Raw genomic sequence first — 26,000 nt, forward strand, 5'->3', positions numbered from 1 at the left:
TTGGCATATTCCCTGCAGATTATTGATTGAGATCAATTATCTGGAGCGGAGCAACGCGATGAACTATCTGGAGCAGACCCTGGCCCAACTGGCCTGTGATATTCCCGGCGCCACGCGCGTCTTCCATCAACATAAGCTCGATTTTTGCTGTGGTGGCAAGGTGACGCTGGCGGAGGCCATAGCCGGCAGACATGTCACAGCCGAGCAGATCTCGGCCGAGCTGGCTGCGATTGTCCCCTTACTCGATGATGAGCACGACTGGCGTCTGGCTACCCGGAGCGAGCTGATTGACCATCTGCTGGCCCGCTATCACGAGGTGCATCGCGTTCAGCTGCCTGAACTGATCCGTCTGGCCAAACGGGTAGAGCATGTGCACGGTGAACGTCAGGATTGCCCGAAAGGCTTGTCGGTACATCTGACCCTGATGCTGGCTGAGCTGGAGCTGCATATGCAAAAAGAGGAGCAGATCCTCCTCCCCCTGCTGCGGGATGGTCTGCTGGCCCAGGCGGCAGGTCCCATCAGCGTCATGCAACGGGAACATGAGGAGCATGGTGATAATCTGGAGACTATGGCGCGGCTGACCGATGACATCACACCGCCCCCCTTTGCCTGCGTCACCTGGCGGGCGCTCTACACGGGTCTCAACCAGTTGCGAGAAGATCTGATGGCCCATATCCATCTGGAAAATAACGTGTTGTTTCCTGCCGTGGCCATGACTCAGGAGGTGAAGGGATGACTCCACAACAAAAAGCCCTGGTGCAGGCCACCATACCCCTGTTGCGCAGCAGCGGGGTCGCCTTGACCAGCCACTTTTACCAGCGCATGTTTGAGCATAATCCCGAGCTGAAACATCTCTTCAATCAGGGGCAGCAGGGGTCCGGGCGCCAGCAACAGGCTCTGGCGGCGGCTGTGCTGGCCTATGCCGAGAATCTGGATGATCCGAGCGTGCTGCTGCCCGTGGTCGAGCGTATTGCCCACAAGCATGTGAGCCTGGGCATACGGGCGGAACACTACGGCATAGTGGGCAAACACCTGCTGGCCTCCATTCAGGAGGTGCTGGGGGAGACGGCGACACCCGAGCTTATCGACGCCTGGGCGGCCGCGTATGGGGCGCTGGCCGAACTGTTTATCGGTGTGGAGAGTGCGCTCTATCAGCAGGCCACGGCAACGTTGGGGGGGTGGAGTGGCTGGCGCCCATTTCGCATCAGCAAGCGGGTTGCGGAGAGCGAGGTGATCACCTCCTTCTACTTCGAACCGTTGGATGGCGGAGCGCTGCCCGCTTTCAAGCCCGGACAATACGTGACGCTTCGCCTCTATGTGGCGGAGTTGGATCTGTTCCAGCCGCGTCAGTACAGTTTGTCTGATGCGCCGGGTCAGCCCTATCTGCGCATCTCGGTGAAGCGCGAGGCAGCCAGCGAGCAGCATCCGGCGGGTCGCGTCTCCAACTTGCTGCACGAGCAGTATGATGAGGGGCAGATAGTCGAGTTATCGGCACCCTTTGGTGATTTTTATCTGCAGGAGTCCAGCACCTCTCCCGTGGTCTTGCTCAGCGGGGGCGTGGGGATTACACCCATGGTGTCGATCCTCAACCATCTGGTGCGCAGTGGCAGCCAGCGCCCCATTCACTTTATTCATTCAGCACGAGATGCTGCCTCCCACGCTTTCAACGCCCATCTGCAGGCGATGGCCGCCAAGCCGGGTGTGACGGTGCGCTGTTTTTACGATCGGCTCCTGCCCCAGGATGCGGGCATCGAGCAGGCGCCGTTTCTCCTGCCGCGTCATCTGCCTGAGCCGCCTCTGAACGCCGAGTATTACCTCTGCGGCCCCGTACCCTTCATGCGCCATTATCTGGGCGAGTTGGGCAAGCTGGGTATACCGGCGGCCAACATCCATGCTGAAGCCTTTGGCTCTGGCGGCATCTAACCGCGTCACTTCCGCCTTCATCACTTCTCCCCCTGAGTGCTGCTCTGGGGGAGCCACTCTGTGTTATTTTCATCTGAAGCGGATGCTCGCGGCCAGAAAGTGGCGCGAACGAATCTTGCTGTATTGTGATTTTGTGCACTGCAAGTCACTTGATCTTTCGAATCGAAAGATTAAACTGCAAAAACTTTCTTTTTGCTTTCACCTTGAAGGCTTATGCAGCCAAAGCGCAACACCCAACAGCGGCGCCACACCATAGTCACCCTGCTTGCCGAACGCGGCGAGCTGAGTGTGGATTGGTTGGCCCGCGAGTTCGAAACCTCGGAAGTCACCATCCGCAAGGATCTGGCCGAGCTGGAGCGCAACGGCCTGCTGCTGCGCCGCTATGGCGGTGCCGTGCCCGTGCCCCAGGAGCTGGTGGCCGATGTGCCGGAGGCCGAGCAGGTTTCCAAACGCAAGCTGGCGATCGCCAAGGCGGCGGCCTCCCTCATTCGCGACCATAACCGCATCATAATCGACTCAGGCAGTACCACGGCGGCGCTGATCCCGGAACTGGGCAAGCGGCGCGGTCTGGTGGTGATGACCAACTCCCTGGCCCTGGCGGCCGCCCTGCGCGAGCTGGAAAACGAACCGACCCTGCTGATGACGGGCGGCACCTGGGATCCTCACTCCGAGTCGTTTCAGGGGCAGGTGGCCGAGCAGGTGCTGCGCTCCTACGACTTTGACCAACTCTTTATCGGCGCGGCGGGCATAGATCCGGCGCGGGGCAGCACCACCTTCAATGAGCTGATCGGTCTCTCCCGGGTGATGGCCGAGGTGGCGCGGGAGGTGGTGGTGCTGGCCGAGTCGCACAAGGTGGGGCGCAAGATCCCCAACCTGGAATTGCCCTGGAGCAGCGTAGATATACTGATCACCGATACCGGTATCGATGGCACCCTCAAGGCACAGATTGAACAACAGGGCGTGCAGGTGATCTGCGCGCCGGAACTGGCGTAACTAATAAGGAACAGAGCATGTGTGGAATTGTCGGGGCGGTTGCCCAGCGTGATGTGGTGGACATTCTGGTGGAAGGGCTGCGCCGCCTGGAGTACCGGGGTTATGATTCAGCCGGGGTGGCTGTCATTCATGATAATCAGCTGCAGCGAGTGCGCCGTCTGGGCAAGGTGCAGGAGCTGGCCAAGGCACTGCAGGAGAGCCCGCTCTCTGGCGGCACAGGGATAGCCCACACCCGTTGGGCCACCCATGGCGAGCCCTCCGAAACCAACGCCCACCCCCATGTCTCCGGCACCCTGGCCGTGGTGCATAACGGCATCATAGAGAACCACGAAGAGCTGCGTCACCGGCTCAAGGGGTTGGGTTACGAGTTCATCTCCCAGACCGATACCGAGGTGATAGTGCACCTGGTGCACCACCATCGCCAAACTGAACCGACCCTGCTGGCGGCGCTGCAAAAGGCAGTGAAAGAGCTGCGCGGCGCCTATGGCACAGTGCTGGTAGATAGCCGGGAGCCGGAACGCATGGTGGTGGCCCGCTCCGGCTCACCGCTGGTCATCGGTCTTGGCATAGGCGAGAACTTTATCGCCTCGGATCAGCTGGCCCTGCTGCCGGTGACCCGTCGCTTCCAGTTCCTCGAAGAGGGGGATGTGGCCGAGGTGACCCGTCGCGAAGTGAAGATCTTCGATCTGAATGGCAATCCGGTACAACGCCCCGAGCTGGAGTCCGAACTGACTCACGATGCCGGTGACAAGGGTGAATACCGCCACTATATGCTCAAGGAGATCTACGAGCAGCCAGCGGCCCTCAACAACACCCTGGAGGGGCGTCTGAGCGGCGACCACCTGGTGCCGGAAGCCTTCGGCAACGGAGCCCGCGACATCTTCAACAAGGTGGAGCATGTGCAGATCGTCGCCTGTGGCACCTCCTACCACTCCGGCATGGTGGCTCGTTACTGGTTCGAGGAGATTGCCGGTGTCACCTGCAATGTGGAGATCGCCTCCGAATTCCGTTATCGCAAGTCGGTGACCCGCCCTGGCTCTCTGCTGGTGACCCTCTCCCAGTCCGGCGAGACCGCCGACACCCTGGCGGCGCTGCGTCTGGCCAAGGAGTCCGGCTATATGTCGAGCCTGGCCATCTGTAACGTACCCGGCTCCTCACTGGTGCGCGAATCGGCTCTGGCCTTCATGACTCGCGCCGGCGCCGAGATTGGTGTGGCCTCCACCAAAGCCTTCACCACCCAGCTGGCCGGGTTGCTGATGCTGGTGGGTAGCATAGGTCACTGTCGTGGCAATCTGGCCCCGTCTGCCGAGGCGGCGCTGGTTCACTCCCTGCGCAATCTGCCTGAGCAGGTGCAGAGTGCACTGGCGTTGGATAAGCAGATCCAGACTCTGGCCGAAGAGTTTGCCAACAAGCACAACAGCCTGTTTCTGGGCCGCGGCAGCCAGTACCCCATCGCCATGGAGGGGGCGCTCAAGCTCAAGGAGATCAGCTATATCCACGCCGAAGCCTATGCCGCCGGTGAGCTCAAGCATGGCCCGCTGGCACTGATCGATGCCGATATGCCGATTATCGTGGTGGCGCCCAACAACGAGTTGCTGGAGAAGCTGAAATCCAACGTGGAAGAGGTGCGAGCCCGCGGCGGTATCCTCTATGTCTTCGCCGACCAGGAGGCCGGTTTCAAATCCGATGCCACCATGCGGGTGATGCAGATGCCCAAGGTGGACGAGGTGATCGCCCCCATAGTCTACACCCTGCCGCTGCAACTGCTCTCCTACCACGTCGCCATCATCAAGGGCACGGATGTGGACCAGCCCCGTAACTTGGCCAAGAGTGTCACGGTTGAGTAATTGCATGATATTTATGAAAAAAACATAACAAGGTGATAAGGTTGTGTACCGAAACCTTTCTGATAAATACGTCCTCTGTTTTACATTTTAAGTAGGCTGTATTAAGAGTGAGGTACGCAATCTTACCCGATTAAAAACAAGGGTTATTCGATAAGTACTTTGAAGTTGAACGGGTATTAATAGGGATTCACCATGCTTAAAGAAGTGAAACTCCATAATTGGAAAAGTTTTGAGCAAGCCACGCTCTTTATTGACCCGTTGACCATCATCATTGGTACCAATGCCAGCGGTAAATCTAATACTCTGGATGCATTGCTTTTCTTACAACGAGTTGCCTCTGGGGTTGGTATTTTTCAAGCTATCAATGGGGATGTGTCACTTTCATCGATCCGTGGTGGTATGGAGTGGATCTGTCGTAAACCCACTAATGAATTCACGATAGAGTTGACCTTGGGTGGAGAGACAGAAAACCAAGATTACCGCTATGAGTTAAGCATACAAGTAAATGGTGCTAAGGCTGAGGTTGCTCGTGAAGAGCTCAAATTGCTGAAGTACGGTCCGCGCAGTCAAATCCCTAAAGAAAGCCGCCTTTTTTATACTCAACCCCAGGAGAGTTCTGCTCCTGGTTTACCCGCCTACTTTTCCACAGGAACTAAAGGGCCAGGTAAGCGCCTAGACGTAAATCGATCCCTTATTGTGCTAGCTCAGGCCGATACCTTGAATTTACGGAAGGAGGTTCAAGAGGGGGTTAGGCGGGTTCTCAACCAGCTTCAGCAGATATTTGTTTTTGACCCCATTCCTAGTCATATGCGTGCTTACACGCCATTTTCTGAAAAGTTGCAGGCGGATGGTTCAAACATTGCTGGTGTGCTTGCCGCTCTCGATGCGCCGCGTAAGTCAGAGGTTGAGAGAACGCTGACCGATTACCTGAAGGCATTGCCGGAACGAGACATATTGAAAATATGGACTGAGCCGGTTGGGCGATTTCAGACAGACGCCATGCTTTACTGTAAAGAAGGGTGGTCAGATTCAGCGTCACATACAGTGGATGCAAGGGGAATGTCAGATGGCACTTTGCGCTATTTGGCTATAGTCACGGCTATGCTCACTCGTCAACCAGGCAGCTTGCTGGTAATTGAAGAAGTGGATAATGGCTTGCATCCCTCTCGCGCCCATGTACTGGTTGAGATGCTACGGACTCTCGGTAAGCTGCGGGGGATAGATGTGATTGTCACGACTCATAACCCCGCACTTTTGGATGCGGCAGGTGCGAGTATGGTGCCCTTTATTACTGTTGCCCATCGCAATGGCGAGACTGGGGCCAGTCAGTTGACACAGTTGGAAGATGTTGAGCACTTACCCAAGTTGATGGCCTCAGGGTCACTGGGACGACTCACATCTGAAGGGCTTATTGAGGCTGCCTTACAGCGGGAGGCCGCCAAATGAAAAAAGTGTTGGTCATTGACACCAGCATTCTTTGTGTTTGGCTGGATATCCCCGGTATGGAAGATTGCGGCCCGGATGCGGATAAGTGGAACCGGGCCAGAGTTGCGGCCAAAATTGAGGCTGAGGAACGGGAAAACACAACTTTTGTTTTGCCTCTGGCCAGCATCATTGAGACTGGAAATCACATAGCTCAAGCACGAAATTATAGACGCGAACGCGGAGAGTCACTCGCAGAGCTGATAAGGAAGAGTGCGAATCAGGATACGCCCTGGGCTGCATTTTCTGATCAGTCAACTTTGTGGACATCAGCAAAGCTCACTGAGTTGGCTGATAGTTGGCCTGCTTTGGCTCAACAGCAGCTCTCGCTCGGTGATGCCACTATCAAGGATGTTGCTGAGTTCTATGCTGCTACGGGGTGTCGCGTTGAGATCCTGACGGGTGATGCAGGATTGAAAGCCTACGAGCCAATAGTTCAGCCTGAAATTCCCAGACGAAAACAGCGTCGATGATCTGAATTGTCCTGATGGATGTTGCGTTAGTTCCCATATGAGCCAGAAGAACACGCTTGCAGCCCTTGAAGCCGAAAATGCTCGCCTGATAGCACTGCTAGATCAGTACGGAATCGAGTGGCGGCCGCAGGAACCTGCCGCTACTGCCCCCCGAAGGCTTGAGTCATCAACGCTTTCCACCTCCGAAAAAGTGGCTCTGTTTCGCCGTCTGTTTCGTGGGCGTGCCGATGTCTATCCCCTTCGCTGGGAAAGTAAAACAACAGGCAAATCTGGGTATGTACCAGCTTGCGCCAACGAATGGCGTTCTGGTCTCTGCGAAAAACCCCGCATCAAGTGCGGTGAGTGCCGCAACCGCCTGTTGAGTCCACTGTCCGATAACGTGATCTACGATCATCTGGCAGGCTGCCACACAGTGGGCGTCTATCCGCTACTAGAGGATGATTCCTGCCATTTTCTTGCCATCGATTTTGATGAGGCCGATTGGCGCGAGGATGCCTGCGCGATAGAAGAGCTGGGTGCCCCTACCGCAATGTAATATGGCTTGTGGTGTGATTTGGTATGAAACTTTATTGCTCACCCACAGGCGCTGAAAAATAGCGCGGATTGAAAAAGCCTCCCTTGCTTATGCAGCGGGAGGCTTTTTCGTTTGAACTCCGAGGGCGGGGCCGGCTACTCGACCAGGGCGACTGATTTGGCCTGTTTAATGCCCTTTCCGTGACGGCAACTCACTACTCTTGGCATAATGGGGCTCATTGGATACCAACTTGTGCCGCATTGAGAGGCTGTACGCTCAGGGAGAGAGCATGAATACCCCATGGAAAGTTGCCAGCGTTCTGGCGTTGATGGCCACCCAACCCGTTTGGGGTTGTGGTGGTGACGATGAGTGTGAGCCCTATCTGGCTTTGCAGGGGGATGGTCTCGACTGTGAAGTGCGGTCGCTCCCCTTCCTGTCACCGAACAACGACCTGGGCACCAATCTGGCGCTCTTGTATCCGACCACAGCACAACCGGGGGGGGCCACCTCGTCTGAGCCGATTGATGAGGTCGATCGCGATCAGTTGACCGAGCAGGCGCTACCGCCGATGAGCTCGTTGGCCGGGGCTCTAGGCGTCAACCCTACGCTTATCGAAGAGGCCGGCAAACGGGCGAGTGGCTGGCTGGAGGGGCGCTGTAGCCTGAATCGCCCTCAGGCGGCCACCCCCTTCTTACAGGCCCTGCAGGCCAGTGGTCTGCCTGCCGAGGAGCAACGGCAACTGGCCGAGGCGCGGGTAGCGCTGCTGGGCTTGTGTCAGAGTGATACCCTGCCGGATTTCAGCGCCCTGCCATCGACCCCGGCTGCTGTCGGTTACAGCGATTATCTGCGCGGTGCGCGCGCCTTCTATCTGGGGGATTTCCCGGATGCCAAACAACGCTTCACGGCGCTGAGTCAGCAGGAACAACCCTGGCTCAAGGAGACCGCCAGCTATCTGCTGGCTCGGGTCGCCATCAATCAGGCCCAGGCCAAGGCCGTGGATGACGAAGGATTCTTCGATCCGACCAAGGCCGATCCGGCGGCGCTGAGCGAGGCTGAGCAGGCTTTCGCCCACTATCTGGCCACCTATCCCAAGGGGAGGTATGCCAACTCGGCGATCGGCCTCCATGAGCGTCTCTATCTTTTGCAGGGAGCACAGAACAAGCTTGGCGCCATCTATCTCAAGGAGTTGCAGAGTCTGAAACCCGAGGATGACAAAGCGGCGGTGTTTACCAAGATCGTCCGCAATCTGATCAATGAGCCGGGTCATGGTATGCCGCCGCGCTTCCTGTTGATCCAGGATCTGAACCATCTGCAGGGGGGCGGCGATCCACAGTGGCTGCTGTCGGCCGAGGCGCTAGCCGCCCAGCAGCCCAGCTTCGCGGCGGCCGGCATGCAGGCCGAGTATGACTATCTGCAACTGGTTCGTCGTTACTACATAGATCACGACTATGCTGGCGTGGTGCAGGCCATCACACCGCCTGCCGACGGTCAGCCACTGGATCGTCTGACCTTCAGTCGGCAGATGCTGCGCGGCATGGCGCTGCTGGCTCAGGAGCAGTGGCCTGAGGCCGAGGCGCACTGGCGCCAGCTGTGGGCCATGCAGCCGGACTCGAGCCAGAAATCCGCTCTGGAGCTGGCGATGGCGATGACGCTGGAGCGCAGCTATCGGCTGGAGGCTATGTTTGCCGCCGACTCTCTGGTGACCAATCCGGAATGGCGTCTGCGGTTGCTGAACTTATCGGCACCGGGCGAGACGCTGCGCAAGGTGGTGACGGATACCAGCCTGTCGGCCGAGGTGCGGCAGACCGCTCTCTCCACCCTGTTCACCAAGCAGCTGGAGCACAGCCACTTCACCCGGTTCCTCAAGGATTATGCGGCCTTGACCCCCACCATGCCGGATCCGGCGGCCTATGCCACCGTGTTTGCCCAACCCTATACCACAGAAGAGGGGTATAGCTGTCCCTCCCTTCTGGAGACGGTCCAGCAGCTCGCCAAGCCGGGGGCTGGCGCCAGGATCCGACTCTGTTTCGATGTCACTCCTCGATCCGGCCCTAACAGTCGCTATTATGATGAGAAGCCGACGCTGCCTGCTCTGGGCGGTGCCGGAGATGGCTTCGTCGGTCCGTTCCCGGAGTCGATGACCCTCTATCGGGCGGTGATGACGGATCCATACGCCGCGGCAGAGGAGAAGAGTTTTGCGCTCTACAAGGCAATCAACTGCTTTGCCAATCAGGGAGATAACCACTGTGGTGGTGGGGAGGAGATCCCCATCGAGGTGCGCAAGGGGTGGTTCCAGACCCTGAAACACCGTTATGCCGCCATGCCCTGGTCGAAGCAGCAGAAGTACTACTGGTGAGTCGATGGTGGGGCGCCGGGCTGCTGGTGCTGAGTGGTCTGGCAATGCGGCTCTGGGGTTGGATGGCGGCGGATGCCTCATCACCCACGGCGGTTGCACCAGCGACCGAGAAACCGATACGGGTCGATGCGGCAATCTCTTCTGCAACAACCCGCTGGGGATACCCCATGAGTGAATATCAATACTACGAGTTCAGGGCGCTGGCCGAGTATCTGGCGGTTACCCCAGTCTCCTTCGCTGCTTAGCCTCATAGGCACAATCGCCCAGCGCTGTCTTTTATAGGGGATAGCGCTGGCTGGTGCCGCTATCTCCTCCGAGGTTAACCCTTAGCCTGGGCTATCTCTTGTGGCCTCCCGCCTAATATCCCGATTTTGGCCTCTATCTTGCTTTTACCCTACTGCACCCGCTGTTGTGGCATGAGGCCAAAGAGAGGGCGCCAGGATAAAATGCTGTTTAAACTGGGTTTGCTGATTAATTTTATCGGCAACTATGGCTCTATCGTTATATAGCTAGAGTTATAGCCATATGGTTGAACGCCTCCTGTTTGTGCACTGTCGTTATACCCGTGTGGATATAGCGACATTGGAGAGAATCAGACACAAGGAATAACAAGATGAAACAAGACTCGCATCGTTTAACCCTCGCCTCTTTGCTGTTGACCCTGCTGGCTTGCTCCTCTGCGGCTCATGCCGATGAGGTGCTGGTGGCGGTGGCAGCCAACTTCCTGGCTCCCATGCAGGAGATTGCTACCGAATTTGAGAAGAGCACCCAGCATCATGTGGTTATCACCTCGGGTGCCACCGGTAAGCTGTTTACCCAGATCCAGAATGGGGCGCCGTTCGAGGTGATGGTCAGCGCTGACAGCAAGACCCCGAAGAAGCTGGTGAAGAGCGAGCTGGCCCTGGCCGACTCCCTGTTTACCTATGCTCGGGGCAAGCTGGTGCTCTGGTCGGCGGATGCCAAGTTGGTGGATAACCAGGGGGCCGTGCTCAAGAGCGGTAGCTTTAAACATCTGGCCATTGCCAATCCCAAGACGGCTCCTTATGGTGCCGCCGCTATCGAAACCCTGGATAAGCTGGGTCTGAGTGCCAGCCTGCAGAGCAAACAGGTGACGGGCGAGAACATCTCCCAGACCAAGCAGTTTGTGGATTCAGGCAATGCGGAGCTGGGGTTTGTCGCCCTGTCGCAAGTCTATAAGGATGGCCAGATCCCCAAGGGTTCCGCCTGGCGGGTGCCGGAAAACCTCTACAGCCCCCTCTATCAGGATGCGGTCTTGCTGAAGAGAGGCGAAGACAACCCAGCCGCCACCGCCCTGCTTAACTACCTCAAGAGCGATACGGCCAAGGCCATCATGGTCAGCTACGGCTACAGCCATTAATTGCATTGGAGTTGGGGCTCTAGTGAGTCCCTCCATTCAACCCATTCATCAGAAGAATTTGATATTCAGATAATCCAAATTTAGGACGCTCATCATGAAGACAACACTATTTGCGGTGGCGCTGGCCGTCACTGCCGGGCAAGCTCATGCCGTTTCTCTGCTCAACAATCAATATGGCTCCATTGATATGACGGGGCGCGCCTATGCGGGCCATTACTTTGGTGATGAGCGGGATAGCGAGCTGTATGGCTCTAACACCTTCCTGCGCTTTGGCCTCAAGGGCCGAAGCAAGATCAACGATACCTTGACTGCCATTGGTACCTATGAGGGGCAACTGAACGTGGGTGATAAGGCCAGCCCCAGCACTGTGCCCACCCTAGATACCGAGAAGGGCAGCACGGTTGCCACCCGGTTGGCGTTTGGTGGGGTCTCGCACACCGATTTTGGCACCCTCACCTTTGGTCGCCAGAATGGTGCCGCCAACTTGGTAACCAGTTGGACCGATGTCTCGCTGACCGATGGTTATGGCAACCATGGTCTGGGGGTGGGGGTCGACAAGTTCGGTACCAAGCGCTCCTCAGATCAATTCAAGTACTCCCTGAGTTACAAGCAACTGGGCATGGATTTGAGCTACAAGCTGCGCACTAATCAAGACACCTGTGCCGATGGGGTCTGTACCAGCAAGGACAGTAACGGCAAGAGTCAGCAAGAGGTGGCGGTGGATAAGGATAACAGCGCCTATGGGGTGGCTATGAGTTATAAGCCGCTGCCCGTGGCGAGTCTGGGGGCCAGCTACAGCGTGGGCCAGCAGGGGAGCTATGAGGATGCCAAGCTCTGGACTCTGGGCGCCAAGTATGACGACAAGGCGCTCTATGCGGCGTTCGCCTATGGCTCGGGTCAGCAGTGGTACAAGCCAGGCTATGATCACGATGGCTATGAGGCGACGCTGGGCTATAACTTCCAAAATGGCGTTGGTGTGCTGGCCATGTGGAACAAGCAGGAGGCCGAGGGCGTTGACGCTGTGGCAGGCAAGAGTAATGGGGTGAGCAGTGATACTGTGGATTACTACACGCTAGGCGCCAACTACAAGTTCAACCGTCGCCTGAGCCTGGCGGCTGAATTCCGCATCAACAACAAGGAGGCCAGCTCCTTTGCCGCGGTCAAGGATCCGGTCACGGGTCTGGCGGTGGATGCGGCCAACGATTGGCAGCTGGCGGCTCGCTACGACTTCTGAGAGCCGAAGAGCAGAGCGCCAACCGGAAGGTTGGCGCGCTATTGCGGTGCGTCACGCCCCGATATGGGGTGTCGCGGCTTAGGCCGGGACGGCCAGAACGACGTGGCTGGCCTTGATCAGTGCCGAAGCCGGGGCCCCAACACTCAGTTGCAGCTCTTTGGCGGCATCGTTGGTGATGACGGCATAGACCAGGCTACCACCGGCCAGCTCGATAGCCACCTCGGTGTTGACGGCACCCTTGCTCAGGCTCTGCACCTTGCCGCTCAGCTGGTTGCGGGCACTGAACTTCAGGTTGCTCTCACCGGCCAGCACTATGACCCAGGGGGCCTTGACCAGGGCCGTGGCCGCTTTACCCACGGCCAGCCCCAGAGACTGGGTACTGGATTCGGTGACTATGGCCACCAGCTTGTCGCCACCGGCCAGGGTCAGTTCTACTTCGGTGTTGACCGCGCCGTTGACCAGGGCGGAGATGGTGCCTTCGAATACATTCCGTGCGCTGACTTTCATCTGTTCTTCCTTCTAACTTCAGGTAATTCAGGGGCAAGTTGGCCCGATCCTCGCAAGCTAGTCGCTATAGCTAGCAGGGCATAGCGACGAATTCGCGGGCTGGAATGACTCTAATCCTCCAGCCTGTATAGATACAACCATAGCGACAGCGCTATAAACGGACTCGTTAGTTGCCATTTGGTGGCTAGCTGGGGGCGTTATAAACAGGACACTACAATGACAATCGAACAGAGCGCACCGCGTTTGCGTACCAAACTGGAAGTGGAAACCGAATTTGGCATCTTTCTGGGGGATACCCGTATCCGCCTGTTGGAGGCGATCGCCCTGCATGGCTCCATCACTCAGGCCGCCAAGGCGGTGCCTCTCTCCTATAAGGCCGCCTGGGATGCCATCGATACCATGAACAACCTCTCGGATCAGCCGCTGGTGCTGCGAGCGGCCGGTGGGCGTCAGGGGGGCGGTACCCAACTGACTAGCTATGGCAAGAAGGTGATCGATCTCTATCGGGCCCTGGAGGCTGAGTACCAGCAGGCGCTGGATCGGTTGGCCAACAGCATGTATGCGGGCGAGGGCAACGACTTTCAGCAGTTCCGCCAACTGCTCAAGCGCATGTCCATGAAGAGCAGTGCCCGCAACCAGTTTGCCGGCACCCTGACCGCCTTGCGGGCGGGTCAGGTGGACTTCGAGGCCTGCCTCAAGCTGGATGACGAGAATGAGCTGGTGGCGGTGATCACCCGAGAATCAGCCGAGTCGCTGGAGCTGGCCCTTGGCATGGAGGTGCTGGCTCTGGTCAAATCCTCCTCCATACTCTTGCTGACCGATCCGGCCATCAGAACCACGGCCCGTAATCACCTCTGGGGCCAGGTGACCCGCATTCACGATGGCCCGGTCAACGCCGAAGTGACCCTGACCCTGGCCAGCGGCAAGACGGTCTGTGCCGTGGTGACTCACGACAGCATAGCGCGCCTGGAGCTGATGGTGGGCCAGCGCGCCTGCGCCGTGTTCAAGGCCTCGTCTGTGATCCTCTGTCTGCACCCTTGAGGGGGAAGCCCTCCCTCCTTGGATAACAGAAGGGCTTGGGCGGGTCAGGAAACGCGGGCGCCGCCTTGGCGTTTGGCGCTATACATGGCCCGATCGGCGGCCGCCAGTAGCGCCTCCGGGTTGCGCATGGTGGCATCCGCTTCGGCTGTGCCTATGCTGAGGGCCCCCCTCCAGCACTCCTCTCCCTCCGGGGTATGAAAGGGGAGCGAGGCGGCCACTATCTTTCTGGCTAACTCGGTGGCCCCGGCATAGTCGGTGCGTGGGCAGATCACCAGAAACTCATCGCCCCCCAGACGGCAGACTATGTCGCTGGCGCGGACTGTACTGCGAATACGTCTGCCAATTTCGCAGATCAGGGCATCGCCCATGGCATGGCCGAAGTTGTCATTCACCGCCTTGAACTGATCGGCATCGATCATCAGCACAGCCAGTGGCGTCTGGTAACGCACTCTCTCTTGCCACTGCTGATCCAGGCTCAAGTAGGCAAAGCGACGATTGGGTAACTTGGTGAGATCATCCTGGGTTGAGAGCAGCTGTAGCCTGTGATTGGCCGTCTCCAACGCTTGGGTTCGCTCCTTGACCCTCATCTCCAGCTCACGATTTAGCGAACGCAATTCCCGATTGCGCTCCGAGACCATATAGAAGAGACCGCTCATGGCCGCCAGTAATGGCTCCGAACTGTAACGAGCGGACTGGGCCTCGGTCTCATAGGCGGTGGCGGCGCTCTCGCCTTTTTCGACGGCAAGTACCTGCTTGGCCATGGTCTGATCCATGCCCAGTATATGGTAGGCCAGCCAATTGATCAGGTAGTCAACCAATCTGCGGGCTTCGTCGATAGAGAAGCCATTGGTGATATCGCCCAACACCAGGGCCTCGGCGAGAAAGGCCTGGTGAGCCAGGATATGTGGTTCGCAGTGGCGCGGATCCAGCCCGGCGGTGGCCATGATGGACTCTTCATCGACAAAATGCTGATGCACATAGTTGAATAGCTTGTCGCGTACCGGGATAAACTGCAGCGGATCCAGTGTATCCGAGGAGAAGATCATCTCGCCCAGGTCATTGATCAACTCCACCAGCTGGTGATGCTGCTCATCCACGGAGGAGATATGGGTCAAGAAACCTTCATTCCAGTTAAATAACGAGAGCATCCCTACCCCTTGTTTCTCTGATGACTCCCATAAGAGTACTTCAGATCCATGGAGTTCAGAGGGCTATAGATCAAATTATGGTTGTACGCTCCACTCATCGGAGGCCGGAATGGCGTGGTGACCCAGCTGTACCAGCACCGCCAGCAGCAGGGCACCGATAAACAGCAGGCTGCCCAGTTGCGGCAGGGTGTGGAGGCCCGCGTGGATCAGCAGGGCGCTGCCCAGGGCGGCGCTCAGCATCTGGCCCGCCCCGGCCAGTGCGGTGGCGGTGCCCGCCTTCTGCCGGAACGGCTCTAACAGGCAGGAGAGGGCGTTGGGAAAGGCCATGCCGGTGGCGAAGGTGAAGAGGGCCTGGCTGCCCATCACGCTCCAGGGGGTGCTGGCCAGGGTGCACATGGCGACGCCGGCCAGGGCCTGCAACAGGGCCGCTTGCCAGAGCATCTGCTCCTGGCTCATGCGCTGGCGCAGACGATTGGCCAGCCCGCTGCCCAGCATCAGGGCCACAGCGGGTAACAGGGTCCAGCGGCCGTAGAGCTCACTGCTGACCCCCAGCTGTTGCTGCATGATGAAGGGGATGAGGGAGAGGCTGAGAATGCCCAGGCCATACTGGATCCAGACAATTCCCGAGTAGCAACAGAAGTGGCTGTTGGCCAGCAGCTGCTGGTATTGGCGCACTATCTCCCCGACTCCTGGCCCTCTCTCCTGCCGTTGGGCGGGGTGGGACTCCTCGAAGCGCCACGCCACCAGCATGCTCAGTAGCAGCAGGTAACCTGCCATGGCGAGGAAGAGACTCAACCAGCCGCAACGCTCGGTCAGCAGGCCCCCCAACAGCGGGGCCAGCATGGGGAAGAGCGCCATCATGGTGCCGAACTGGGACATCACCTGGCGTAGCCGCCCCCCCTCGAACTGATCCCGCAGGCTGACCCGGGCGATCACCGAAGCTCCGCCTGCCCCCACCCCCTGCAGTAGCCGACCCGCCAGAATAGCCCAGAGGGAGTCATGCCCCAGCAGACAGAGCAGCACACCGGCCAGGGCCAGCAGTAACCCCCAGAGCAGCACGGGGCGACGGCCGTAGCGATCCGAGAGCGGGCCATAGACCAACTGGCTGGGGCCGAACCCCAGCAGGAAGGCACTGAGCAGCCACTGCACCTCCTGCCCCGAGACGGCGAGGGCTTCCCGCATCACGGGGAGCGCCGGGAGAATCAAGCCGACCCCGGATTGTCCGACGGCGATCAGCAGGCAGGAGAAGGCAACCGGAGTCCAGCCCGGAACGGGGCGGACCGCCGGGGAGGGCGGGTGAGGGTGCATAGTGGACTCTAATAGTGGCGACAGAAAGGCGCTGGGTTTGGGCACGGTTTTCGGGGATCTGGCCCGTAACCCCTTGATGTGGCGATTATTGAGCCGGGCTCCCTGGCTGTCTAACGAGTAATTTGCATGGCCTGTGATAGAAGATTTCGTTCACCCAGGCGTACCCCTGAGCCCCGGGGGGCGGTTCGCTGGAGCCATGCTCTGCGCGGAGGGGATCTTGGCCTGTAAGCTGCAATAACCATGGAGTGCCGAATTAGAGCGACGCTATGTCGCGTTGGAAGCCATAGGTTGTTGGGAGCATAGATATGCAGGTTCGAGTCCTGGAGACCTTTCTGTGGGTCGCCAGATTGAAGAGTTTTCGCTTGGCCGCCGAGCGGCTGTTTCTGACCCAGGCCACAGTCTCGCACCGGATTGCGGTGCTGGAGGAGGAGCTGGGGGTGCGGCTCTTTGTCCGCGACAGCAAGGGGGTGACCCTGACCCCGGATGGTGAGCTGGTGCGGGAGCATGCCGAGCGGCTGGTCAGCCAGAGTCATGGTCTGCTGCAGGCGGTGGGGGCGGCCCGGCAGGGGAAGGGCAAGATCCGTATCGGCGTCATAGATTCCGTGGTCTACACCTGGCTGACGGCGCTGGTGGCGGCGATTTCCGCCCGCTTTCCCCATCTGGAGCTGGAGCTCACCTCGGATAGCGCCCGCAGCCTCACGCATCAGTTGCAGAAGGGCTATCTGGATATCGTCTTCCAGACCGATCTGCTGCGGCTGGAGGCGGTGGAGAACCTGGAGCTGGCCCGCTACCCCATAGGCTGGATTGTGGCGACCGGCTCGCCCCTGGATCGCCATTACGGCTCCCTGGCCGAGTTGGCCCGGGAGCGGCTCATCACCTTCGGCGCCCATTCCCGCCCCCATCAGGACATTCTCAGCCTGCTGCATCTGAACGGCATAGTGGCACCCCGGGTCAACTGTGTGAACTCCTTCGCCGCCATGGGGCGGCTGATCGAGGATGGCTTCGGCGTCGGGGCCATACCGCCTGTACTGGTGCGGGAGCAGTTGCAGCAGGGCAAGCTGACTCAGCTGCAGGTGGGGGATGGCTCCCACCATGGCCTCTCCAGCCTGTCGCTGGTGGCCTCCTGGCGTCTGGGTTCAGGCCTGGAGTTTTGCCAGGAGATAGTGGCCATGGCGAGCCAAATAGTGCAGGACTTCGGCCAGCAGGTAGGCGAGGCCTTTGTGGCGCCGGTCCCGCATCAGCCACTCTGTGCCCTGGTCGAGAGTTAAGGGCTCTCCTGACCGCCCCTCTCCCCGTTAAGTGTTGGTGCTCATGCGGCATCGGGGCCACCTTACGCCGACACGCCGTTAATCCCTCCCCATGCCCTCCCCTTGAAAAATGGAGGGAGCCTCTGCCTTCCTGCCCTGGCATCAAGGGGATGGGCGTTGTGTCGCAGCGTCGGCGCCATTGGTTTCGTTTGGCCGGTTATTAACTAGCCTGGGTTTAAAATCCGACGGCGATTTTAAAAACACTCATCCGAGTCTATTACGCGGGGTGAGTGGGCTTTAATTAAATCAGCGGTAGGCTTTTCTGGCGATTTAATTAAGCCGTCGGGCGTAAAACTATATAAACAGGTCGTAAATTTGATTGTATTTCTCGGCGTAATTTTGGTGTTTCTGCTGCGCCCCATGCTGGGGCGTTTTTCCTGTGCTTTATGCTTCTATTGAGTCTTATCTTCCGGCAGCGCCTCATGCGTGAGTGGATAATAGGGCCATAATGGCTATTTATGCATTTATATCCATGATCTGTGAGTTTTTATCTGCTCCATTGCCGAGTTGATGGCAAAAACAGCTGAAGCCGCCCGCCTGTGGTTTGCACTTTTATGGTGATCGTAATTAGCGCCGCCTGAGCCAGCATGAGGCTTGTGGGTGAAATTAGCCCGTTTGTGGGTGGCGGTGAATAGTGAACCTAATATGAATGGCCTCAGGAGTAATTAGCCTGTTTGTGCGTTTATATTCATTAGTGGCCCGATAGTTATTCAATGATTAATTCCCGATGGCTTTGGCATGCAGCCTATTTACCGGCTATGGCATACATCCTGCTCTATTGGTTTGAGCTGCAACCACTTTCAACTTCTTCAGGGAATATAACCATGCGTACTCTGTTAAAGACACTCTGCCTGCTCTCTGTCGCCGTCAGCGGCACCCTCAGCGCCGCCGAGCCTCAGGAACTCCGCCTGGGGGTAGAGCCGGGTTATGCCCCCTTCGAGATGAAGAAGGCCGATGGCACGCTGGCCGGTTTCGATATCGATCTGGGCAACGAGCTGTGCCAGCGCATCCAGGCCAAGTGCCGCTGGGTGGAGAATGACTTCGATGGGCTGATCCCCGCCCTCAAGGCCAAGAAGATCGATGCCATCCTCTCCTCCATGTCCATCACTGCGCAGCGCCAAAAAGAGATCGATTTTACCGACAAGCTCTACGGCACTCCGGCCCGGTTGATTTCTGCCAAGGGCGCATCTCTGGCGCCGGAAGCGGCTGCCTTGCAAGGCAAGCGGGTGGGGGTGTTCCAGGGCACCACGGCGGAGACCTATGCCAAGGAGCTGTGGCAGCCGAAGGGCGTCGAGGTGGTGGTCTATCAGAGTCAGGATCTGGTCTATGCCGATCTGGCTTCCGGTCGGCTGGATGCGGCGTTTCAGGATGCGGTCGCCGCCAATGAGGGCTTCCTCAAGCAGCCCCAGGGCGCCGGTTATGCCTTCAGTGGCCCAGAGGTGGCGGATGCCAAGTACTTTGGCGTCGGGGCGGGTGTCGGCCTGCGCAAGGGGGATGACGCCCTGAAGGCCAAGCTGAACCAGGCGCTGGCCGCCATGCTCAAGGATGGCAGCTACCAGAAGATTGCCAGCAAGTATTTCGACTTCGATATCTACGGTAAATGAGGGTAACGGGCTGGCCGCTGGCCAGCCCGTGGCGTGACGCAGAGGGAAGTCGCTATGTTATATGGATATGAGAAGGTGGTGTGGCAGGGGGCCCTGGTCACCTTGCAGCTGGCGCTGCTGGCGGTGATGGTCTCTGTGCTGCTGGGGTTGCTGGGCGCCTGTGCCAAGATGTCGGGGCGACGCGGCTTGGTGGGGTTGGCGCAACTCTACACCACGCTGGTGCGGGGTATTCCCGACCTGGTACTGATGCTGCTGATCTTCTTCGGTCTGCAGATCGCCGTGAACCAGATCACCGAGTTTCTGGGGCTACCCCAACTGGATATCGACCCCTTTGCCGCCGGTGTGCTGACCATAGGTTTCATCTATGGCGCCTACTTTGCCGAAACCTTCCGCGGCGCCTTTATGGCTATCCCCAAGGGGCAGGCCGAAGCGGGTAACGCCTACGGCTTCAGCCAGTGGCAGATTTTCCATATCATCATATTCCCGCAGATGATGCGCTTTGCCCTGCCGGGCATTGCCAATAACTGGCTGGTGACCCTCAAGGCCACGGCGCTGGTCTCCATCATTGGCCTCGCCGACGTGGTGAAGGCGACCCAGAACGCCGGTAAGGGCACCTTTCACTTTTTCCTCTTCACCCTGGTGGCTGCCGCCATCTACCTGCTCTTCACCACCCTCTCCAACCTGGTGTTCTACTGGCTCTCCCGGCGTTATGGGGCCGGTGTGCGGGAGGCGCAACTATGACGGAAATACTCCAACAGTACGGCAAGGCCTTCCTCTGGAGCGACGGCTACCACTTCACCGGCGTCGCGGTCACCCTCTGGCTGCTGGTCATCTCTGTCATCGCTGGTTTTTTCCTGGCCCTGCCGCTGGCGGTGGCGCGGGTCTCCCGGCGCAAGGTGTGCTGGCTGCCGGTGTGGGGCTTCTCCTACCTGTTTCGCGGCACGCCGCTCTATGTGCAGTTGCTGGTCTTCTATTCCGGCGTCTACTCCCTGAGCTGGGTACGGGAGGTGGACTTCCTCAACTGGTTCTTCCGCAGTGGCTATCTCTGCACCCTGCTGGCGCTGACCCTGAATACCTGCGCCTATACCCTGGAGATCTTCGCCGGCGCCATTCGCGATCTGACCCACGGTGAGGTCGAAGCGGCCCGAGCCTACGGTTTTAGCGGCTGGCGCCTCTACCGCCACATCATATTGCCGGCAGCACTGCGTCGGGCGCTACCGGCCTACAGCAACGAGGTGATCCTGATGCTGCATGCCACCTCGCTGGCGTTCACGGCCACAGTGCCAGATATCCTCAAGGTGGCGCGGGATGCCAATGCTGCCACCTATCAGCCCTTCTACTCCTTCGGATTGGCGGCGCTCATCTATCTGACGATCTCCTTCGGACTGGTAGCGCTGTTCCGGCTGGCGGAGCAGCGTTGGCTGGTGCACCTCAAACCCATTACTCATCACTGATGTCACGGAAACGATGCTATGCAGAACATGCAGGATTACAAGCTGGCGGTGAAAGAGCTGCACAAACAGTACGGCAGTCACCAGGTGATCAAGGGGGTGTCGCTGCGCGCCAAAGCCGGGGATGTGATCAGCATCATTGGCTCCTCCGGCTCGGGCAAGAGCACCTTTTTGCGCTGCCTGAACTTTCTGGAGAAGCCCAGCGAGGGCTCCATCTACATCAACGGTAAAGAGATCCGCATGGTGCGGGATCTGGATGAGCAACTGAAGGTGTTTGACCACAAGCAGCTGCAGCTGTTGCGCACCAAGCTGACCATGGTGTTCCAGCACTTCAATCTCTGGAACCACATGACGGTGCTGGATAACGTCATGGCCGCCCCCCTGCATGTGCTGGGGGTGAGTCGGGAAGAGGCCCACGATAGGGCGATCCGTTATCTGGAGAAGGTGGGGATAGATGAGCGGGCCCGGGCCAAGTACCCGGCCCATCTCTCCGGCGGCCAACAGCAACGGGTCTCCATTGCCCGGGCCCTGGCCATGGAGCCGGAGGTGTTGCTGTTCGATGAACCCACTTCGGCGCTGGATCCCGAGCTGGTGGGCGAGGTGTTGCGCATCATGCAGCAGTTGGCCGAAGAGGGGAAAACCATGGTGGTGGTGACCCACGAGATGGGTTTTGCCCGCCATGTCTCCAACCATGTCATCTTCCTGCATCAGGGGGTGATCGAGGAGGAGGGGCATCCGAATGAGTTATTTACCAACCCCAAGAGTGAGCGCTTGCAGCAATTTTTATCCGGGGCCCTGAAATAAGCGCGTGAGCCGAACATTTATACACAACTCCCCTCTCGTTGATGAGAGGTGCAGGAAGGCAGAGGCTCCCTCCCCTTTTTTCAAGGGGAGGGCCGTTCGCCGCATCTTTCGGTATTTATCTCATCTAACGTCCATTGATGTGTATAAGAGAGAGGCTAACCCCTGAATTAAATTAGTTATCGAGCCATCATCATGCCCTATATCACAGACCCCGAAGCGACTATTTATGTCGGGGTCTATATTATTCCACCCTGTTCGGTTCTGACCTTGGGGGCTATTTCCTCCCCCCTGGAACAGGCCAATGCTCTCTTGGGTTATGAACGATATAAATTTATTTACATCGCCGACTCGGCTCAGCCATTAACCCTTTCTTCGCGGATCACATGGGGCATAGACTGTTCCATAGATGAGACACCCGAGCTGGATCTGTTATTTATTGTCAGCGAACAGTTGCCGGTTGAAAAAATAAGCCTGCGCAGCCGCAAATTTCTGCAGCGCCTGGCCAGCCACAGTTCGGCCCGCTTGGTGGGTGTCCAGCTGGGGGGCTATTGGCTGGCGGATGCGGGCTTGTTGCAGGAGCAGGCGGTTACCCTGCACTGGCAGGGGGTGGCGCTGTTTCGCGAACAGTTTCCGCAGCAGCCGGTGAGCCAGCAGCTCTGCGATCTGCAAGGGGTGCGCGCCAGTTGCGCCGGTCAGGCGGCCACGCTGGATTTCATGCTTCATCTTATTGAAAAATATGATGATGACGAGCTGGCGGCCCAGGTGGCGGAGTGGCTCTGTCTGGAGCGTATCCGTCTGCCCAGCGAGCGGCAGCGGCTGCCACTGCAGAATCTGGGGGGCGAGAGCCAACCCAGATTGATGCAGGCCATCCAGCTGATGGAGGCCCATACCGAGGAGCCTCTGGCTACCGAGGAGATAGCCAAGCGAGTCAATCTGTCGCGGCGTCATCTGGAGCGGTTGTTCAAGCGTTATCTGGGCAGTATGCCGGCGCGTTACTATCTGGAATTGCGCCTCAAACGTGCCCAGCAGCTGTTATTGAGCAGCAATAAATCGATTATTCAAATTGGCCTGGGTTGTGGTTTCTCAAGTGGCCCCCACTTTTCCAGTGCCTACAAGAGCTATTTTAATTTAACCCCCAGAGATGAGCGCAATAGAAAAATGAAATCGCAGAGCGGGGGCGATTAAAAACCCTGAAAATATAAAAGCTGGTCGCGTTTATATAATTTCCCTTGGCTTGCGGTAGTTAGAATCCTGTTAATCCCGTTCGCCTTATGTCGAGGTCGTCATGTCCAACCCTGCTACTGTTTCCCGCCAAGCGTTTGATGAGTACTTTATTCCCATGTTTGCCCCGGCCCCGTTTATTCCGGTGCGCGGTGAAGGCTCCCGCTTGTGGGATCAAGAGGGGCGGGATTACATCGACTTTGCCGGCGGCATAGCGGTCAACGCCCTGGGTCACGCCCACCCCGAGCTCTGCCGCACCCTGCAGCAGCAGTCCCACCAGTTGTGGCATCTGGGCAATGGCTACACCAATGAGCCTGTGCTGCGTCTGGCGCGGCAGTTGGTGGAGGCCACCTTTGCCGACAAGGTCTTCTTCTGCAACTCGGGTGCCGAGGCCAACGAGGCGGCGCTGAAGCTGGCGCGCAAATATGCCCACGACAAGGCGGGTGCCGAGAAGTGCGAGATAGTGGCCTTCGACAACGCCTTCCATGGCCGCACCCTGTTTACCGTCAGTGCCGGGGGGCAGCCCAAATACGCCAAGGATTTTGCCCCGCTGCCGGCGGGGATACGTCATGTTCCTTACAACGATCTGGCCGCGGCCCGCGCCGCGATTGGTCCGCGCACCTGTGCCGTGATCGTCGAGCCCATCCAGGGCGAGGGGGGCGTGGTGCCGGCGGATCCCGCCTTCCTGCAGGGGTTGCGCGAACTGTGCGATGAGCAGGATGCGCTGCTGATCTTCGACGAGGTGCAGACCGGCGTGGGTCGAACCGGTGCCCTCTATGCCTATATGGAATATGGCGTGACCCCGGATCTGCTCACCAGCGCCAAGGCGCTGGGTGGTGGCTTCCCCATAGGGGCCCTGCTGACCACCAACCGCCATGCTGCGGCGTTGTCGGTGGGCAGCCATGGCACCACCTATGGCGGCAACCCCTTGGCCAGCGCCGTGGCCGATACCTGTTTGTCGATCATCAATACCCCCTCAGTGCTGGCTGGCGTGAGCGAGCGCCATGGCTGGTTCCTCGAGGGGTTGACGCAGATCAACGCCCAGTTCCCGCTCTTCAGTGAGATCCGCGGCCGTGGCCTGCTCATCGGCTGTGCCCTGGCACCTGCCTATGCCGGACAGGCCAAGAGGCTCACCAACTACGCCGCCGATGCGGGTCTGCTGGCGCTCATCGCCGGGCCGGATGTGGTGCGCTTCGCGCCGTCGCTCATCATTCCCCACGCCGATGTGAGCGAGGGGCTCCAGCGCTTCGCGACCGCCGCGGCTCGTCTGGTGCAGGGATAACGACCATGTTAGTGATGCGACCGGCCCAGCTCGCCGATCTGGCGCAGATAGAGCAACTGGCCGAGGCCAGTGGCCCCATGGTCTGTACCCTGCCGGTCAACCACGATCATCTGCGACAGAAGATCCGTCACTCGCTGGCCTCGTTGCGGGCCGAGGTGGAGTCGCCGGGGGAGGAGAGCTACTTCTTCGTGCTGGAGGAGAGCCAGAGCGGGCAACTGTTGGGTACGGCCGCCATCATAGCTCAGGCCGGTTATCGGGAGCCCTTCTACGCCTATCGCAACGATGTGGTGATCCACTCCTCCCGGGCGCTGAAGGTACACAATCGCCTCCATGCCCTGACCCTGGCCCATGATCTGACCGACCACAGCCAGCTCTGCTCCTTCTACCTGGCTCCCGAGTGGCGGCAGGGCTATTGGCCACAATTGCTCTCGCTGGGGCGTCTGTTGTTCATCGCCCAGCACCCCGCCCGCTTCTCCCCCGATCTGGTCGCCGTGCTGCCAGGGGTGGTGGATGACCAGGGGCATTCCCCCTTCTGGGAGCAGGTGGGGCGCAAGTTTTTCGGGATCGATTACAACCAGGTGGAGTACTACCACGGTACTCGCAACAAGACCTTTATCGCCGAACTGATGCCCCACCATCCGCTCTATGTCTCCCTGTTGGCGGAGGAGGCCCAGGCGGTGATGGGGCAAGTCCATCCTGATGCTGGGCTGCAGTTCGAGCTATTGGTGGCGCAAGGCTTCGAGGCCGATGACTACATCGAAATCTTCGATGCCGGCCCTGTCATTACCGCCCGGCGCACCCTGCTACAGAGCTGGCAGCAGAGCCGGGTTACTCCGCTGGCGGCACTGGAGCCACCCCGGCTGGCGCCTGCCGCCGACCAACAACCCTACCTCTTGATTAACGAGCAGCTGGAAAACTTCCGCGCCCTGGTGGCGCCGCTGGTCGACCCGCAGCAGCAGCTGGTGCTGAGTCCGGAGCAGGCCCAGCAGCTTGGCGTCCGGGTGGGGGATGCCGTGCGCTGGTTGCCGCTGCCGGAGCAGTAGCTCGCCATCGGGTTCCCGCTCCACGCCTTCCCATTTTTGTAGACAAGGATAGATACCATGATGCTCATTCGTCCGGTGCGACGCGATGATCTGGCCGCGATCACCCAACTGGCGGCCAAAACCGGGGTCGGCGTCACCTCGCTGCCCCTCAATGAAGAGCGCCTGTTGGCCCGCATCGAGCGGATGCTCGCCAGTTGGCAAGAGAGTGCTCCCCTGGCGGATCAGGGCTACCTCTTCGTGCTGGAGGATACCCAACAGCAGCAAGTGGTGGGGATCAGTGGCCTGGAGGCGGCCGTGGGGTTAGCCGAACCCTGGTACAACTACCGGGTCGGCACCCTGGTTCATGCCTCCAAAGAGCTGAGTGTCTACAGCCAGATGCCCACCCTGTTTCTGAGCAATGACCATACCGGCTACAGCGAGCTCTGCACCCTGTTTCTGGATCCCGATTACCGCCACAGCAAGAACGGGCAGCTGCTCTCCAAGTGTCGCTTCCTCTTCATGGCCGCCTTCCGCGAGCGTTTCGCCGACAAGGTGATCGCCGAGATGCGCGGCTACTCGAATGGCGAGGGGCGTTCCCCCTTCTGGGAGGGGCTGGGTCGCCACTTCTTTGCCATCGACTTCTCCGAGGCCGACTACCTGACCGGCATAGGCCAGAAATCCTTTATCGCCGAGCTGATGCCCAAGCATCCGCTCTATGTGGATTTTCTCACCCCCGAGACCCGGGCCGTGATTGGCCAGGTTCACCCGCAGACGGCGCCGGCCCGCGCCATTCTGGAGAGCGAAGGGCTGCGCTATGAGGGGTACGTGGATATTTTCGATGGCGGCCCGACCCTGGAGTCCTATGTCAGCGAGATCCGCGCCGTGCGTGACAGCCGGGTGCTGCCGGTGCGCATCGGCACCCCGGCCAGCGAGGGCCCCCTCTATCTGCTGGCCAACGACCGCTTCAGCCAGTTCCGTAGCCTGTTGGCCCAGGTGACCCTGAGCGACCACGCCGTGCTGCTCTCGGCCGAGGTCGCGGCCGCCCTGAATGTCACCCCGGATGATACGGTCCGGGTCGTCCCCCTGTTTGCCGAGGAGAAATAAC

At 59.1% G+C, this 26,000-nt stretch carries 24 protein-coding genes; 21 read left to right on the forward strand and 3 right to left on the reverse strand.

Annotation, left to right across the window (positions count from 1 at the left end):
- Positions 1-58 precede the first annotated feature (58 nt).
- The 11 genes from ytfE (at position 59) to ACZYTD_RS13610 (ending at position 12,200) form a co-directional block, all read left to right on the forward strand.
- The gene (gene ytfE / locus ACZYTD_RS13560; protein WP_463892762.1) at positions 59-736 is read left to right on the forward strand and encodes an iron-sulfur cluster repair protein YtfE; all 678 of its coding nucleotides are present in this window, start codon (positions 59-61) and stop codon (positions 734-736) included.
- A complete protein-coding gene (gene hmpA / locus ACZYTD_RS13565; RefSeq protein WP_463892763.1) occupies positions 733-1,923 on the forward strand; it encodes an NO-inducible flavohemoprotein in 1,191 nt (396 codons plus the stop codon). The genes ytfE and hmpA overlap by 4 nt, the downstream gene beginning before the upstream one ends.
- Before the next feature lie 213 nt (positions 1,924-2,136).
- Positions 2,137-2,916, forward strand: a complete 780-nt coding sequence (locus ACZYTD_RS13570; protein WP_463892765.1) for a DeoR/GlpR family DNA-binding transcription regulator — start codon at positions 2,137-2,139, stop codon at positions 2,914-2,916.
- A 17-nt stretch (positions 2,917-2,933) separates the two neighbouring features.
- Entirely contained in the window at positions 2,934-4,763 is a 1,830-nt protein-coding gene (glmS, locus tag ACZYTD_RS13575) for a glutamine--fructose-6-phosphate transaminase (isomerizing) (RefSeq protein WP_463892766.1), read from the forward strand.
- Between the two features lie 192 nt (positions 4,764-4,955).
- Positions 4,956-6,209, forward strand: a complete 1,254-nt coding sequence (locus ACZYTD_RS13580) for an AAA family ATPase (protein ID WP_463892767.1) — start codon at positions 4,956-4,958, stop codon at positions 6,207-6,209.
- A complete protein-coding gene (locus tag ACZYTD_RS13585) occupies positions 6,206-6,718 on the forward strand; it encodes a hypothetical protein (protein WP_463892769.1) in 513 nt (170 codons plus the stop codon). Before ACZYTD_RS13580 ends, ACZYTD_RS13585 begins: the two co-directional genes overlap by 4 nt.
- A gap of 37 nt (positions 6,719-6,755) precedes the next feature.
- The gene (locus ACZYTD_RS13590; protein WP_463892770.1) at positions 6,756-7,253 is read left to right on the forward strand and encodes a TOTE conflict system archaeo-eukaryotic primase domain-containing protein; all 498 of its coding nucleotides are present in this window, start codon (positions 6,756-6,758) and stop codon (positions 7,251-7,253) included.
- 268 nt (positions 7,254-7,521) lie between these two features.
- Positions 7,522-9,588, forward strand: coding sequence for a PA5441 family protein (locus ACZYTD_RS13595; protein ID WP_463892772.1), 2,067 nt, complete (start codon positions 7,522-7,524; stop codon positions 9,586-9,588).
- Positions 9,585-9,833, forward strand: a complete 249-nt coding sequence (locus ACZYTD_RS13600; RefSeq protein WP_463892774.1) for a hypothetical protein — start codon at positions 9,585-9,587, stop codon at positions 9,831-9,833. The genes ACZYTD_RS13595 and ACZYTD_RS13600 overlap by 4 nt, the downstream gene beginning before the upstream one ends.
- A gap of 368 nt (positions 9,834-10,201) precedes the next feature.
- A complete protein-coding gene (modA, locus tag ACZYTD_RS13605; protein ID WP_463892775.1) occupies positions 10,202-10,966 on the forward strand; it encodes a molybdate ABC transporter substrate-binding protein in 765 nt (254 codons plus the stop codon).
- A 94-nt stretch (positions 10,967-11,060) separates the two neighbouring features.
- Positions 11,061-12,200: a porin gene (locus ACZYTD_RS13610; RefSeq protein ID WP_463892777.1), complete on the forward strand. Its 1,140-nt coding sequence runs from the start codon at positions 11,061-11,063 to the stop codon at positions 12,198-12,200.
- Positions 12,201-12,278: 78 nt separating this feature from the next.
- Here the strand turns inward: ACZYTD_RS13610 and ACZYTD_RS13615 are convergent, their stop codons facing one another.
- Positions 12,279-12,707, reverse strand: a complete 429-nt coding sequence (locus tag ACZYTD_RS13615) for a TOBE domain-containing protein (protein WP_463892778.1) — start codon at positions 12,705-12,707, stop codon at positions 12,279-12,281.
- 216 nt (positions 12,708-12,923) lie between these two features.
- On the opposite strand from ACZYTD_RS13615, the gene ACZYTD_RS13620 reads away from it, so the two are divergent.
- The gene (locus tag ACZYTD_RS13620; protein WP_463892780.1) at positions 12,924-13,748 is read left to right on the forward strand and encodes a TOBE domain-containing protein; all 825 of its coding nucleotides are present in this window, start codon (positions 12,924-12,926) and stop codon (positions 13,746-13,748) included.
- 44 nt (positions 13,749-13,792) lie between these two features.
- Here the strand turns inward: ACZYTD_RS13620 and ACZYTD_RS13625 are convergent, their stop codons facing one another.
- Both ACZYTD_RS13625 and ACZYTD_RS13630 read right to left on the reverse strand, forming a co-directional pair.
- On the reverse strand, positions 13,793-14,896 hold the full coding sequence (locus ACZYTD_RS13625) for a diguanylate cyclase domain-containing protein (RefSeq protein ID WP_463892782.1): 1,104 nt from the start codon (positions 14,894-14,896) through the stop codon (positions 13,793-13,795).
- A 75-nt stretch (positions 14,897-14,971) separates the two neighbouring features.
- Positions 14,972-16,204, reverse strand: coding sequence for a multidrug effflux MFS transporter (locus ACZYTD_RS13630; RefSeq protein WP_463892783.1), 1,233 nt, complete (start codon positions 16,202-16,204; stop codon positions 14,972-14,974).
- Positions 16,205-16,509: 305 nt separating this feature from the next.
- Here ACZYTD_RS13630 and ACZYTD_RS13635 point away from each other — a divergent pair, with 305 nt between their 5' ends.
- From ACZYTD_RS13635 to astA, 9 genes are all read left to right on the forward strand, one after another.
- Positions 16,510-17,472 (forward strand): LysR family transcriptional regulator, encoded by a 963-nt coding sequence (locus ACZYTD_RS13635; protein ID WP_463892786.1) that lies wholly within the window; start codon positions 16,510-16,512, stop codon positions 17,470-17,472.
- An 863-nt stretch (positions 17,473-18,335) separates the two neighbouring features.
- The gene (locus ACZYTD_RS13640; protein ID WP_463892788.1) at positions 18,336-19,115 is read left to right on the forward strand and encodes an ABC transporter substrate-binding protein; all 780 of its coding nucleotides are present in this window, start codon (positions 18,336-18,338) and stop codon (positions 19,113-19,115) included.
- Positions 19,116-19,169: 54 nt separating this feature from the next.
- Positions 19,170-19,856 (forward strand): ABC transporter permease, encoded by a 687-nt coding sequence (locus ACZYTD_RS13645; RefSeq protein WP_463892789.1) that lies wholly within the window; start codon positions 19,170-19,172, stop codon positions 19,854-19,856.
- Positions 19,853-20,569, forward strand: a complete 717-nt coding sequence (locus ACZYTD_RS13650) for an ABC transporter permease (protein ID WP_463892792.1) — start codon at positions 19,853-19,855, stop codon at positions 20,567-20,569. Before ACZYTD_RS13645 ends, ACZYTD_RS13650 begins: the two co-directional genes overlap by 4 nt.
- Positions 20,570-20,587: 18 nt before the next feature.
- Positions 20,588-21,370, forward strand: a complete 783-nt coding sequence (gene hisP, locus ACZYTD_RS13655; RefSeq protein ID WP_463892794.1) for a histidine ABC transporter ATP-binding protein HisP — start codon at positions 20,588-20,590, stop codon at positions 21,368-21,370.
- A 192-nt stretch (positions 21,371-21,562) separates the two neighbouring features.
- Positions 21,563-22,555 carry a GlxA family transcriptional regulator gene (locus tag ACZYTD_RS13660; protein WP_463892796.1) on the forward strand — a complete coding sequence of 331 codons (993 nt, stop codon included), beginning with the start codon at positions 21,563-21,565 and terminating at the stop codon, positions 22,553-22,555.
- Between the two features lie 100 nt (positions 22,556-22,655).
- A complete protein-coding gene (locus ACZYTD_RS13665) occupies positions 22,656-23,873 on the forward strand; it encodes a bifunctional succinylornithine transaminase/acetylornithine transaminase (RefSeq protein WP_463892798.1) in 1,218 nt (405 codons plus the stop codon).
- A gap of 5 nt (positions 23,874-23,878) precedes the next feature.
- Entirely contained in the window at positions 23,879-24,916 is a 1,038-nt protein-coding gene (locus tag ACZYTD_RS13670; protein WP_463892800.1) for an arginine N-succinyltransferase, read from the forward strand.
- A 57-nt stretch (positions 24,917-24,973) separates the two neighbouring features.
- Positions 24,974-25,999 (forward strand): arginine N-succinyltransferase, encoded by a 1,026-nt coding sequence (astA, locus tag ACZYTD_RS13675; RefSeq protein WP_463892801.1) that lies wholly within the window; start codon positions 24,974-24,976, stop codon positions 25,997-25,999.
- Position 26,000 lies beyond the last annotated feature (1 nt).

The sequence above is a fragment of the Pseudaeromonas sp. HNCC25DJ180 genome (genome assembly GCF_055413345.1).

Excerpts from the sequence above, each read along its gene's own strand:
- ytfE (WP_463892762.1), top strand. The coding sequence starts at position 59 with ATGAACTATCTGGAGCAGACCCTGGCCCAACTGGCCTGTGATATTCCC.
- hmpA (WP_463892763.1), top strand. The coding sequence starts at position 733 with ATGACTCCACAACAAAAAGCCCTGGTGCAGGCCACCATACCCCTGTTG.
- ACZYTD_RS13570 (WP_463892765.1), top strand. The coding sequence starts at position 2,137 with ATGCAGCCAAAGCGCAACACCCAACAGCGGCGCCACACCATAGTCACC.
- glmS (WP_463892766.1), top strand. The coding sequence starts at position 2,934 with ATGTGTGGAATTGTCGGGGCGGTTGCCCAGCGTGATGTGGTGGACATT.
- ACZYTD_RS13580 (WP_463892767.1), top strand. The coding sequence starts at position 4,956 with ATGCTTAAAGAAGTGAAACTCCATAATTGGAAAAGTTTTGAGCAAGCC.
- ACZYTD_RS13585 (WP_463892769.1), top strand. The coding sequence starts at position 6,206 with ATGAAAAAAGTGTTGGTCATTGACACCAGCATTCTTTGTGTTTGGCTG.
- ACZYTD_RS13590 (WP_463892770.1), top strand. The coding sequence starts at position 6,756 with ATGAGCCAGAAGAACACGCTTGCAGCCCTTGAAGCCGAAAATGCTCGC.
- ACZYTD_RS13595 (WP_463892772.1), top strand. The coding sequence starts at position 7,522 with ATGAATACCCCATGGAAAGTTGCCAGCGTTCTGGCGTTGATGGCCACC.
- modA (WP_463892775.1), top strand. The coding sequence starts at position 10,202 with ATGAAACAAGACTCGCATCGTTTAACCCTCGCCTCTTTGCTGTTGACC.
- ACZYTD_RS13610 (WP_463892777.1), top strand. The coding sequence starts at position 11,061 with ATGAAGACAACACTATTTGCGGTGGCGCTGGCCGTCACTGCCGGGCAA.
- ACZYTD_RS13615 (WP_463892778.1), bottom strand. The coding sequence starts at position 12,707 with ATGAAAGTCAGCGCACGGAATGTATTCGAAGGCACCATCTCCGCCCTG.
- ACZYTD_RS13620 (WP_463892780.1), top strand. The coding sequence starts at position 12,924 with ATGACAATCGAACAGAGCGCACCGCGTTTGCGTACCAAACTGGAAGTG.
- ACZYTD_RS13625 (WP_463892782.1), bottom strand. The coding sequence starts at position 14,896 with ATGCTCTCGTTATTTAACTGGAATGAAGGTTTCTTGACCCATATCTCC.
- ACZYTD_RS13630 (WP_463892783.1), bottom strand. The coding sequence starts at position 16,204 with ATGCACCCTCACCCGCCCTCCCCGGCGGTCCGCCCCGTTCCGGGCTGG.
- ACZYTD_RS13635 (WP_463892786.1), top strand. The coding sequence starts at position 16,510 with ATGCAGGTTCGAGTCCTGGAGACCTTTCTGTGGGTCGCCAGATTGAAG.
- ACZYTD_RS13640 (WP_463892788.1), top strand. The coding sequence starts at position 18,336 with ATGCGTACTCTGTTAAAGACACTCTGCCTGCTCTCTGTCGCCGTCAGC.
- ACZYTD_RS13645 (WP_463892789.1), top strand. The coding sequence starts at position 19,170 with ATGTTATATGGATATGAGAAGGTGGTGTGGCAGGGGGCCCTGGTCACC.
- ACZYTD_RS13650 (WP_463892792.1), top strand. The coding sequence starts at position 19,853 with ATGACGGAAATACTCCAACAGTACGGCAAGGCCTTCCTCTGGAGCGAC.
- hisP (WP_463892794.1), top strand. The coding sequence starts at position 20,588 with ATGCAGAACATGCAGGATTACAAGCTGGCGGTGAAAGAGCTGCACAAA.
- ACZYTD_RS13660 (WP_463892796.1), top strand. The coding sequence starts at position 21,563 with ATGCCCTATATCACAGACCCCGAAGCGACTATTTATGTCGGGGTCTAT.
- ACZYTD_RS13665 (WP_463892798.1), top strand. The coding sequence starts at position 22,656 with ATGTCCAACCCTGCTACTGTTTCCCGCCAAGCGTTTGATGAGTACTTT.
- ACZYTD_RS13670 (WP_463892800.1), top strand. The coding sequence starts at position 23,879 with ATGTTAGTGATGCGACCGGCCCAGCTCGCCGATCTGGCGCAGATAGAG.
- astA (WP_463892801.1), top strand. The coding sequence starts at position 24,974 with ATGATGCTCATTCGTCCGGTGCGACGCGATGATCTGGCCGCGATCACC.